Consider the following 12124-nt stretch of genomic DNA (forward strand, 5'->3'; position numbering starts at 1 on the left):
TTAATATAATGAAAAAGATGATCAACAGTGTGTTCGCAAGAGAAATTTTAGATAGCAGAGGTTATCCAACTATTGAAGTAGAGATTGAACTCTGTGATGGAGCAATAGGTAGAGCATCTGTACCCTCTGGAGCTTCAACTGGCAAACTAGAAGCATTAGAATTGAGAGATCAAGATGAAAAAAGATATTGCGGTAAGGGAGTATTGAAAGCAGTTCAAGCTGCAAACGTAGTGATAGCAAATAGGATCATTGGCATGGACGCAACAAACCAAAGTATAATCGATCAAACTTTAATTGAACTCGATGAAACGAAAAACAAATCTAAACTTGGAGCAAATACAACCTTAGGGGTATCTCTTGCAGTTGCAAAAGCAGCAGCAAATAGTTTTAAAATACCACTATATAAGTATTTAGGAGGCGAACAGGCAAATGTTATACCAGGTCCACTCATTAACATAATTAACGGAGGAGCACATGCAGATAATAAACTTGATTTTCAGGAGTTCATGATTCTCCCTGTTGGAGCTGAGACTCTAAGTGAAGCAATCAGAATGTCCGCAGAAGTGTTTCACAATTTGCGCAATCTTCTTAAGAAAAATGGTTACAGTACAAACGTAGGAGATGAAGGTGGCTTTGCACCAAACATTGAAAGTACCGAAGAAGTACTTGACCTTATTATATACGCTATAGAATTTTCTGGTTATTCAGTACACAATCACTTCGCATTAGGTCTTGATGTTGCTTCATCTACTTTCTATGAAGATAGAGTTTATAAATTTGAAAATGAAGAGCTTACCTCAGAAGAATTGGCTGAGTATTATTTTAACCTTGTAAAAAAATATCCAATAACCTCTATAGAAGATGCAATGAGCGAAGACGATTATGAAGGTTGGAAATTACTCACTGCAAGACTAGGAAATAAAATTCAATTGGTCGGAGATGATCTGTTTGCTACAAATTGTCAACTAATACGTAAAGGAATAGAAGAAAAAATGGCGAATGCTGTATTGATCAAACCAAATCAGATAGGAACATTAACAGAAACCTTAGCTGCTATCGAAATGGCAAGATTAAATGACTATAAAGCTATTATTTCTCATCGCTCAGGTGAAACAGAAGACACAACAATATCTCACATAGCAGTTGCATCAAATTGCGGACAAATAAAAACTGGTTCGCTATCACGTTCCGATAGGCTTGCAAAGTATAACGAACTAATGAGAATAGAAAGCACTCTAGGAGAAAACGCTAAATATTATCATGAGTTAGTATGAATTTCATAGACGAAGTTAAATTATATTTAGAAGCAGGCGATGGAGGTGATGGCTGCGCAAGCTTTCGTCGAGAAAAATTTGTTGAATTTGGTGGTCCAAACGGCGGTAACGGAGGAAAGGGAGGAAACATAATTTTTGTTAGCGATGCAAATCTCAATACTTTACTTAACTTTCGTTATATGAGACATATTAAAGCAAATGATGGGAAAAATGGTGCAAGCAGAGGCAGATCTGGTACAGCAGGGAAGGATATTATACTTAAAGTTCCAGTTGGTACACAAATAATCGATGAAGAAAATGAGGAAGTAATAGTAGATTTTGACAAACCTGATATGAAATTTCAAGTAGTACAAGGTGGTAAAGGTGGACTTGGAAATACTAATTTTAAATCCTCTACTAATAAGGCGCCAAGATGTTTTACTTACGGTCAGCTTGGTGAAAAAAGAAACATAACATTAAAGCTGAAAGTTTTATCGGATGTCGGTATTATTGGCATGCCAAATGTAGGTAAATCAAAATTTTTAACTCGTTGTTCAAATGCAGATACAAGGGTAGAGAATTATCCATTCACTACCATCAGGCCACATTTAGGTGTAGCAAAGGTGGATGACAGCAAGATTGTGATAGCAGATATTCCTGGAATCATTGTTGATGCTCATCTTGGAGTTGGGCTCGGTCACAAGTTTTTAAAACATATAGAAAGGTGCAAAATTTTACTACACTTTATTGATATAATCCATGATGATGTTATTTCAGCTTATAATTGTACACACAATGAGTTGAAGCTTTACAATTATAATCTCACTAAAAAGGAAGAAATTGTGGTATTAAACAAATGCGACTTATTGCAAGAAGCAGAAATTCTTAAAAAGAGAAATTACTTAGTTAATTATCTTAATAAAGAAATACTATGTTTATCAATTAATGATGATTTACAGTCTATTCTAAGATTATTAAGTGAAAAATTAAAAAAAAGCAACTCCAAAAAAACTACTAATGTATACGACCCTTTTAAGATATAAACTCCCCCTATTCAATACTTATACAGGCGTGTGATAATCAAGGATTTTAATAGCTTAAGTGGTTTTTATTAAAAGTATAAAATTTTAGATATAAGGTCCACCACATAAAAAAAGATTCAAAAAAAATGAATGCATATATGAAAGAGATTAAACACGTGAATACGCACCTATGTACATTAAAAAATGTGTACACTTCATTTTAACTGAAATTTAGATAAAAACCTTGTAAGCAGAGATAAATTTTAAGCTCTCTAAATACCTTTATTGTAACCAGTAGTATCATTAAATAAACAAATAAAGTAATCTCTTTATACTAAGAAATCTTAATTTTGCTTTAGTTATTAATCATCTTGAAGTTAAATATCTTGACATCTACCCAATGCTACTACATAATAAATGTGTGCGTTTTGTACACTATGGCAATAAAATTACCTTGTAATAGGTGTATTGGACCCGAGGGCAGTACTCGGCGCCTCCACCATATTTTTACATGGGGGCGAATAAGGATCGACATACATAGTAAAGATGGTAGCTTTGCTCGGTCAGATACCACCGTTAAGAGTTTATAATTTAGATGCAAACGATAATTTTGCTGCTAATGGTAATGTTGTAGCATTAGTTGCTTAAACTAAGCTATAATCTTATTACTATAAGCACGGTTTNGGGAACGCCGGGTAACAGAAGGTTCCACAAGAATTTATGTGCATAAAAGTCATATGAATAAAACAGATTATAAAAAATCACTTACCTTTGCAAAGTTTCAAGTTATCAAAAAGGCTTTAGCCATCATATCAAATAATGATTTCACACCTCATTTAGAAATACTATTTTTTACATATTTTAACGGTGTTATCGTGCCAGATTATTTGAAAAAGTCATACCCTACCCAAATGCTTATCATATTACAGCATCAGTTTTATGGTTTAAAAGTTTTTGAGGACAGATTTAGTGTCAGGTTAAGCTTTCACGGAAAACAAGAACAAATTACTGTATCACTTTTTGCTATCAGTGAGTTTCACGATAAAACTTCAGGAGATGTTTTAATATTTGATAAAATCAGTATAGATTCTGACAAGAAATACAATGGTAAAAAATGTACTAAAAAATTATTAAGCAGTAGCATTATACATATAGATCAGCTGCGTGATAAGTAGTCATTGAAAACTCAGTTTCATAACACGCGAAAAAGGGAAAAAGTTACCTTAATTAAACAATGAACAGAAGCTTTTGTGTTGTGATTTATTTACACGTAATTAGGAAACATGTTTTTCCACATCAATGAATATTTATGTACATCATCACTAATTACAAGTCGGATAGCTGTCTGAAGTTGCTCAGCACTTGAATTACTAAGATCCCTATTTGGTGATTATTTTTAATCATTCCTAAAATAATCGCACACAATTCCAGTTTTAGAACATGCCATACTGTAGTATCTTCGAAAGTAACAGAATCAATCAGATATTTTTCATTGAATCCCAAGCCTCATCCTCATCTTAAATCCATCTCTGTTTTCTTTTAGAAAGGTTTTTATTCTATCAAGTGCATTACCCATAGTAAGAGTGGCTGAAGCAAAGTATTAATTAACTGCTTATACAAGGTTATATAGGAATATCCTCTTTTTTTATTTTCGGTATCATTTGAGCTTGAAATTGCAAATTCCTCTTACTTACACACAAGTTCGCAACTTTTAGTTTTACTATACACAATTAACTATTAATTCAACAACATGATTTAAAGGAGTATTTCCAAGCAAATTCTTTATATTAACACTCACCTTTACTTTCAAGCCTCCTTCAAGAAATACTAACCTCAACCATTAACACAAGACCTGAATAATGATCGTTCTCCGCTCTTAAGAGTTAATATTATTCTTCACTAAATTACCATCACCTTCCATCTGCTGACTTACATACTACATTTTGATCTTACCCTATTTTGAACATTGCTTAGTTTTTACAAGTACCAGTTTAATTATATTGATCTACATTATACGCACCATCATAATTGGTGTAGCTCATATCAAACTACTCAAAAGATTGAAAGTTTTAAGATTTAACATTGCTATATGTTCGGTCAAGCTTACCAAAATTAAAGTCGTAGTTATTATTATTCACAAGTGCAGCAGATACATAAGAAACATTATTCCCTCAATAATTTTAATCTTATCTGTCGCAGAAGGCAAAGTCATGTTGATAATTTTTTCCTGCTATTTTTCGATTCAATCGAACCATCTATCATAAGTATTTATCACTGATTAATCTGTAAGTCATAATTATTCTCAATAAACTCTAATTTTGATATTATTAGGTTAGGAGAATAAAGCAACTTCAGTAATTGATAGACCTTCAGGTATGACTTTTCTTAATCAGTCATCGATAAAAATAAAGAGCGCCGAAGTGTGGTATCTACAACCGCATGATCGCTTAAAAGCGCAATAATATCTTTAATATAGTCTTCTTTAGCAAAATTCTGGATTTCTTTCGGGATTAAAGTATCATTAACANTCAATAACAGATCTAAAGAACAAAGAAATTGAATATGGTAAAATGGCTAATACCTGATCAGCTTATTGATTATAAGTATGCTATAGAATTCATGGAAACAAAAGTTCAAGAAATTTATAACAATTCATCCGACGAGCTAGTATGGCTACTCCAACATCCTCCACTATACACAGCAGGGATTAGTGCAATAGATGATGAAATCGTTGAAGAATTGTTTCCTGTGCATAAAACAGGTAGGGGTGGTAAGTATACATACCATGGTCCAGGACAGCGTATTATATATTTAATGTTAAACCTTAAAAAAAGAAATAAATGTGATATAAAACTATATATTAGAAACCTAAGTAATTGGATCATAAGCGTTTTAAGGCACTTCAATATATTTGGAAAATTTAAAGAAGATAGAATAGGTGTTTGGGTAACTAAAAACGGAGTAGAAGAAAAAATAGCAGCCTTCGGTATTCGTTTAAGAAAATGGGTAACTTATCATGGCATAGCGCTCAACGTCTCTCCAGATCTTTCTCACTACAAGGGTATTATCCCTTGTGGACTAAAAGACTACGGTATTACATCAATGAAAAAACTAGGAGTTGAAGCTCCACTCCCTGAATTAGATGATATACTAAAAAAAGAGTTTTATAAGATATTTTAATATATTTTATCATCGTTTACTTTTTATACTCCAATTTATTTTCCATATAGACTAACTCTATCTATAACAATCAAAATCAAGTTGATATTATTGTTCCCTCTTTCAAGAGAAAAGAGTTAGATCTTATTACTATTAAATACCAAAGCTTTTACTATAATGCTTTGATATTTAACTTTCACCAATTTTTTGGAAAAAATATGCAGTAATGACAATCCTCTTTTTTCCAACTTTGATAAATTTTAAGCAGCTAATTTTGATTAGCACACCAATTAATAATAGCAAAATAATTTAGTGTATTAGAGAAAAATATGAACTTTTTATCTAATTTCCTATTTAGAAAGATAATCCTCTAGTAAAAAAAAAGAATCATTTAAAACAAGCTCATATTCCTAGTGAAGTGGAAGTGGAAATTTTAATAACTTTACTAATTCCGGTACAATAATCTATTGAATCTATAAAAGAAAGATTCACAGAAAGTGTCAATTTTTCTATATCAATTTTCCAAAAAATGGGCAAATTCATGATCACTATATAATCCTTTGTTCTTTAACACTTACACTACTATTATAGTGTCAAGACGAGAAAAAAGATTTTTATTTCTTATGGGTATATATAGAACATAAATTTTGCAGATCAATTTGCAATTAAATATCTGCAAAATCATCCTAACAAAAATATTTCAATGCATTTTCAAATATGAGCATCCCATCACCATACTTTGGCACAGCGGACTTTAGGCGCTTACACTTTTCTTTTTCAAGTGGCCAGTTATCTTGCTGAGTAAAAAATATCCCTCTCTCTGGATGAGGCATTAAAGCTAACACCTTACCATTCCTATTTGACAAAGCTGCTAAGTCATATATGGATCCATTTGGATTATAAGGAAACCGCAAGTTAGCATAGTTACCATTCTCATCAACGTAACGCAGTGCAATAGAGTTATTTTTAATCAAATGGCTCAAAACACTATTGCTCATAAAAAACTTACCTTCTCCATGAGCAATAGGAAGATATAATTCATCTAGACCATGTAGCCAAATAGAATTACTATATGGATTAACTTTAACTCTAATCCAACGACATTGATAATTGCCTATATCATTACGTACTAAAGCTAAATCAAAAAATTCTGGAATTAATTTTACTAATATTTGACAACCATTGCATATTCCTATAACAAGCTTGTCCTTAGATAAAAAATCTTGAAATTCATTCAATAAGTTGTTCTTAACACGTAGAGCAAAAGCATTACCAGCACCAGTGTTATCACCGTAAGAAAAACCACCTGGAATTACAAGTATATCGCTCGATTTCAATTCATCTGGATTACATATAATTTCATTAATATGAACAATTTTTACTTCTACATTACTGATACCAAGTTTTCTGCTGCACTCTACAAATGCAAATGCAGTTTCTTTTTCACAATTTAAACCATAACCAAATAAAATAATAACTTTCATGAATTAAAAATTAAAAAACTCAAATTTCCTTTTCACAAAATTTGCCACTAAATTTAGAGCAAATAACATTATCAGCAAAGCTATAATTGCAATAGCAGCAAGTTCAATAAACGCAATTTCAGGACTACTTGACCATATGTATATTTGTACAGGTAAAACAGTTGCTGGATCGGAAAAGGATACAGGTGTATCAGCGATAAATGCTACCGTACCCACCATAAGCAAAGGAGAGGATTCACCTAAAACTCTTGCAACCGCAAGCATAGTACCATGTATTATTCTTGGTAACGCAATCGGCAAAGAGTGATCTAATATTACCTTGATATGAGGAGCCCCAAGAGCAAAAGCTGCATCCTTTATTGTAATAGGAACATTTGCAAAGGCATTTTTTGTTGCAATTATAATATTAGGCAACATCATAAATGAAAGAGTCATTCCACTAACAAGTGGCGAAGAACGAGGTAGTTCAAATATGCCAAGATAGAGGGTTAGGCCTACTACTCCAAATATTATTGAAGGTACTGCAGTCAAATTATTTATACTAACCTCTACAATATTAGTCATTACACTATTTCTTGACATAAACTCATGAAGATAGACACCTGACATAATTCCTATTGGTAATGCTAAAGCTAAACATACCATAATCGTCATTAAAGAGCCAACAAATGCTCCTAAAATTCCTGCATTTTCAGGTTCACGAGAATCAGATTTAAGAAACAAAGATTTATTAAAGAATTTTTTTACCCTTTTTTTTTCTTTTAGCCAGCTAAGTAATTTAGCATAATGATCATTAAAATACTTATTCTTATTTATTGAATTAATTATACTTGATGCGGTAAACCAGATTTCATATTTACCACCATACTCCACTTCTCTACAAAAAAAGTTCTCTAATTCCTTATAAGAACTACGACTCAGAATCTCGTCACTATTTTTAAAATCAGTTCCTTTAAATACTCTACGCAGTGAATCATTGAGCAGTTCAATGGATTTGTATCTTAAATCACTAGGACTACCTGATAAAAAAAAATCAGAGTTTACTTCTATTGGCAATAAAATTTTTGTTATTGTTAAGGCGCTATAAGAGTTAATTAATATACTCAGCAATATACATATAGGACAACCAAGTGAAATAACTAACGTTATAAAAGAACAAAAATACAATACTCTATTTCTTTTATTTTTTCTTTTTATACGAGCGTGTACACGCCTAGAGCGAAGCAACCTAAGGAATTTTGTCTCTATGCTCATTTTACAACTATTCTAAATAAGATATTCTCTTATATTAAATACTAATACCTTTTTTGTCACTTAGTGCTCACATTATTGTACGATGTTGACGTCAAAACTCCACTTCACTTGCCTAGACCTTATCGCTTTTATAAGCAGTACGCTCTTTTATTCTCGCAGACTTTCCAAATAGTTTACATAAGTAATACAGCTTTGCTCTACGAACTTTTCCCTTCCTTGTTACTTGAACTGAAACTAACGTAGGAGAACAAACAAAAAATTGGGATACTATACTTTCCCCATAACTCACTTTCCTAACCGTAAAAGAAGAGTGTAATCCACGATTCCTCTTCGATATACATACACCTTCAAATATTTGAATACGCTCACTTGCACCGTCAACTATTTTAAAAGTGACCTTTAAATCATCACCAGAACGAAACTCTGGTACTTTTTTAATTAGCATTTCCATTTGTTTATTATTAAATTTTTCAAGTAAATTTACCATTTATTTCTCCACCTAATAATTCAGGTCTACGTCTCTTTGTTATAATTTGAGACTGTCTCTGCCTCCAATCATTTATTTTTTCATGGTCACCAGACAACAAAACCTCAGGCACTTTACGTTTTCTCCATTGCTTAGGTCTAGTATATTGAGGATACTCAAGTATACCACCAGTATAATTAAAACTTTCTTCAGTAAGACTATCGGAATTACCTATTACTCCAGGAAGAAGCCTAACACATGTATCAAGAACCACCATAGCAGCTGGTTCACCTCCTGAAAGGATATAATCTCCAATGCTTAATTCATAAGGAGTATACTCATCAATCACCCTCTGGTCAATACCCTCAAATCGACCGCATAATATTGTTATGTGAGAGAATTTTATTAATTCTCTTGCAACGTTCTGATTAAACTTTGTGCCAGATGGAGTCATACAAATAAATCTAGTATTCTTATGGGCAGAAAAAACACTATCAACTGCATTACCAATCACATCGGGACGCATAATCATTCCTGCTCCACCTCCATATGGAACATCGTCTACTGTTGAATGTTTATCTTCAGCAAAAAAACGTATATCTACTACTTCAAGGTTCCATATTTTTTTTTCTAACGCCTTTCCAGCAAGAGAATACTTTAGGAACCCAGGAAGCATCTCCGGAAATATGGTTAATATTGTAATATTAAACATCTTTACAGATTTGTAGCAAACCTAAGTAGAAATTGATATAATGTTTATAATACATAGTCAAACCATTTATGCTACCAGGTAAAATAATATATGAAGGTAAAGCTAAGTCTATTATTGAAACTAAAGACCCATTAACCGTGATACAGCACTTTAAAGACGATGTTACAGCATTTAATAAAAAAAAACATGAGGTTATTGAAGGTAAGGGAATAATCAATAATTTTATCAGTGCTTTCATCATGGAAAAACTTGAGAAAATGGTAATTAATACACACTTTATAAAAACTCTAAACGAAAGAGAACAGCTAGTTAAAAAACTAAAAATTGTACCTCTTGAAGTAGTAGTGAGAAACATTGCAGCAGGCAGTTTTTGTAAGCGCTTTAATATAAAAGAAGGTAAGAGACTTACATCTCCTATAATTGAGTTTTTTTATAAAAATGATAGTCTAGCCGATCCAATGGTAAATGAAAACCATATCATATATTTTGGCTGGTTATTTCGTAAAGAAATAGAAAAAATTAAAATTATAACCTTAAAAGCCAACACATTTCTAATAAACTTATTTTCAAATGCAGGAATGAACCTAGTCGATATCAAATTGGAATTTGGCAGATTAATAGATAACGATACAAAAATCGTCTTAGCTGACGAAATCAGCTCTGATAATTGTAGATTTTGGGATAAAAATGCACACAAAAAATTAGACAAAGATGTTTTCCGTTTAAGCTTAGGAGACTTAAAAGAAGCATACTTAGAAGCTGCAGAAAGATTGTCATTAAAACCTGTAACCTCCTTCAGATAATCAAGAATATATCCTTCATCTTTCAAAATCTTCAGTATAAAAGAACTTACTCTAGAGAACAAAACTCTCGTTTTCCTATGCATTGCTAATTGAGCATTACGTATCCTTGTTAAAAAATCACCAATACTATCAGATAAAACCAAAAGCTCTATGGATTTGAGTGGATTCCAAAAATAATCTTTGTTCTTAGAAATGGAATCTTGAAGTGGTACCACTGTAGAGATTTTTGACAGTTCGCCTCATAACGACTTCTGTTCGTTTTCATAATTACTTATGAATCCTTTCAAGCATTTAAGCTTGTTTCAAATGGATCCAAAGTTCAGTAACTTCTGTTTCACTTCAAGCTTTCAAGGCTTAAATTTGTCCTACGACCTTAAGTAGGCGAAATTGAATGAAACATTGCTTTACTGTCTGTAATTTTTGTTTCAATATCTTCCATAATTTCTTCATGAAAGAATGTTTCTATAACTAAGATAGGAGGGAATAATGAGTGGGAAAGCCAAGAAATCGAAAGGATTCATCTTGATTGGTTTCAAATAATAACTTCAATGCTGCTGACAACAATTCTTCAAATCTTTATTTATTTTACAAGCAATTATTAGAGAATATCCAAGCAAACTGATACCAAACGAACTAAACAGACCGCTCGAAAGTAGAAAAAGCGCCATGGAAGCAGMYGRMTACAGCTGSKAASGCCGCTCCCGCCACTGGCGGAGTGAAAAAGCCGCATCGTTACCGTCCTGGTACCGTTGCGCTTCGTGAAATCCGTCGCTATCAGAAGTCTACCGAACTGCTTATACGCAAACTTCCGTTCCAACGTTTGGTACGTGAAATCGCGCAAGATTTCAAGACTGATCTTCGTTTCCAGTCATCGGCTGTGCTTGCCTTGCAAGAAGCTAGCGAAGCCTACTTAGTAGGTCTCTTCGAAGATACAAATCTGTGTGCAATCCACGCCAAACGTGTCACTATTATGCCGAAGGACATCCAACTCGCCCGGCGCATTCGCGGTGATGGCGAACAGGCTTAAATCAGTGTCGTTTTGTTGTAAACTCTATCAACAACTTATTCTAAGATGCTCAAATAAGAAATATCTCACGATCCCGTGTTTTTCTTCAAAATTTATTATCAAAAATGAAGACTAAATTTTAATCATTTCAAAGTTTTTGGAAAAAAAAAGTACAAATTGATCAAAAAAGAAAAATGAATAGAAATTAAACTAAAGTAATATGCAGAAGTACAGATATTAGCGGCTAGTCTGGATGAAGATTTTAACTTTGTTGAGAGTAGGAAGTGAAACTTTAGCAGCTTTATATTAACCTTCTTATTCTTGGACATCGTTAAAATACCATATTGACTAAATTACGGTGTTATTAAAAATTCCCTCGCTTAAATTCTATCACTGAAAATTTTGAATAGTCTTTTAAACGGAACAAATAACGAATGKRMKGKTGAAAAAATACTATTCAGTGATGATACTGCAGATTAATTTCATTTATTTTGCTTAAATTAACGATAGAAAAAATGAAGATCCTGTTTAAATTTTTTCGACTTTTTTATAAAACAATAATAAATTTTATATAGTGTTATATACAAAAACCATAAAATTCATTTAAAATTTTTGTCAAAAATTGCAAAATGTGATTTCTAGTATAAGACAATTTTACAATTAGAATCTTTACACAGATACTGGTTGAACTTGACGGTGTATTCTCGAGTTGAAAGGATCATTGTTTTTCGAATCGTTGATTCGCTGTTGTATTCAGAGCGGAGAGTATCGTGTATTTGAAATAAAGAATTGAATAAAATTACTATTCTCAATCTATATTGCGAATCAGCTGAATGCTAATAAACTTTCACGTCTTCTATGCCAAATTTTGACAAAAATGAATCATTCAAACTCNWWGAAAATTGATWTGCTGACAAAGTTGTCTCTTTTCGAGGGTCAAATTTAAAACTAATTTATGATAGATT

The 12124-nt window shown here is 32.3% G+C and carries 10 protein-coding genes, 1 other RNA gene and 1 pseudogene; 6 read left to right on the plus strand and 6 right to left on the minus strand.

The features are described 5' to 3' along the window. The first annotated feature begins 5 nt into the window (after positions 1-5). The 4 genes from eno to HSX44_RS03850 all read left to right on the plus strand — a co-directional run bounded on the left by eno (position 6) and on the right by HSX44_RS03850 (position 3450). Positions 6-1274, plus strand: a complete 1269-nt coding sequence (gene eno, locus HSX44_RS03835; protein ID WP_275602438.1) for a phosphopyruvate hydratase — start codon at positions 6-8, stop codon at positions 1272-1274. Further along, entirely contained in the window at positions 1271-2296 is a 1026-nt protein-coding gene (gene cgtA / locus HSX44_RS03840) for an Obg family GTPase CgtA (protein WP_275602379.1), read from the plus strand. Before eno ends, cgtA begins: the two co-directional genes overlap by 4 nt. Before the next feature lie 361 nt (positions 2297-2657). Then, positions 2658-2988: a transfer-messenger RNA gene (gene ssrA / locus HSX44_RS03845) on the plus strand. Between the two features lie 24 nt (positions 2989-3012). Beyond that, positions 3013-3450 carry a ClpXP protease specificity-enhancing factor SspB gene (locus HSX44_RS03850; RefSeq protein WP_338063359.1) on the plus strand — a complete coding sequence of 146 codons (438 nt, stop codon included), beginning with the start codon at positions 3013-3015 and terminating at the stop codon, positions 3448-3450. A 151-nt stretch (positions 3451-3601) separates the two neighbouring features. Here HSX44_RS03850 and HSX44_RS03855 read toward each other — a convergent pair whose 3' ends face one another. Continuing rightward, complete coding sequence (locus HSX44_RS03855; protein WP_275601763.1) at positions 3602-3778, minus strand: hypothetical protein; 177 nt, start codon at positions 3776-3778, stop codon at positions 3602-3604. Between the two features lie 1059 nt (positions 3779-4837). Here HSX44_RS03855 and lipB point away from each other — a divergent pair. Then, positions 4838-5455 carry a lipoyl(octanoyl) transferase LipB gene (lipB, locus tag HSX44_RS03860; RefSeq protein WP_275601764.1) on the plus strand — a complete coding sequence of 206 codons (618 nt, stop codon included), beginning with the start codon at positions 4838-4840 and terminating at the stop codon, positions 5453-5455. Between the two features lie 665 nt (positions 5456-6120). Here the strand turns inward: lipB and HSX44_RS03865 are convergent. The 4 genes from HSX44_RS03865 to trmD all read right to left on the minus strand — a co-directional run bounded on the left by HSX44_RS03865 (position 6121) and on the right by trmD (position 9350). Continuing rightward, a complete protein-coding gene (locus HSX44_RS03865) occupies positions 6121-6918 on the minus strand; it encodes a phosphoribosylformylglycinamidine synthase subunit PurQ (protein WP_275602380.1) in 798 nt (265 codons plus the stop codon). Positions 6919-6921: 3 nt separating this feature from the next. After that, positions 6922-8172 carry a phosphate ABC transporter permease PstA gene (gene pstA, locus HSX44_RS03870; RefSeq protein ID WP_275602381.1) on the minus strand — a complete coding sequence of 417 codons (1251 nt, stop codon included), beginning with the start codon at positions 8170-8172 and terminating at the stop codon, positions 6922-6924. A gap of 112 nt (positions 8173-8284) precedes the next feature. After that, positions 8285-8659 carry a 50S ribosomal protein L19 gene (gene rplS / locus HSX44_RS03875; protein WP_275602382.1) on the minus strand — a complete coding sequence of 125 codons (375 nt, stop codon included), beginning with the start codon at positions 8657-8659 and terminating at the stop codon, positions 8285-8287. Further along, complete coding sequence (gene trmD / locus HSX44_RS03880) at positions 8643-9350, minus strand: tRNA (guanosine(37)-N1)-methyltransferase TrmD (protein ID WP_275602383.1); 708 nt, start codon at positions 9348-9350, stop codon at positions 8643-8645. Before trmD ends, rplS begins: the two co-directional genes overlap by 17 nt. A 68-nt stretch (positions 9351-9418) precedes the next feature. On the opposite strand from trmD, the gene purC reads away from it, so the two are divergent. Further along, positions 9419-10153 (plus strand): phosphoribosylaminoimidazolesuccinocarboxamide synthase, encoded by a 735-nt coding sequence (purC, locus tag HSX44_RS03885; RefSeq protein WP_275602384.1) that lies wholly within the window; start codon positions 9419-9421, stop codon positions 10151-10153. On the opposite strand, the pseudogene HSX44_RS03890 reads toward purC, so the two are convergent. Continuing rightward, a pseudogene (locus HSX44_RS03890) lies at positions 10111-10236 on the minus strand (hypothetical protein); the annotation flags it as partial. The gene purC and the pseudogene HSX44_RS03890 sit on opposite strands and share 43 nt — an antisense overlap. Between the last annotated feature and the right edge of the window lie 1888 nt (positions 10237-12124).

This window comes from Wolbachia endosymbiont of Onchocerca gibsoni (genome assembly GCF_029169405.1).
In the GTDB taxonomy this organism is placed as follows: Bacteria; Pseudomonadota; Alphaproteobacteria; order Rickettsiales; family Anaplasmataceae; genus Wolbachia.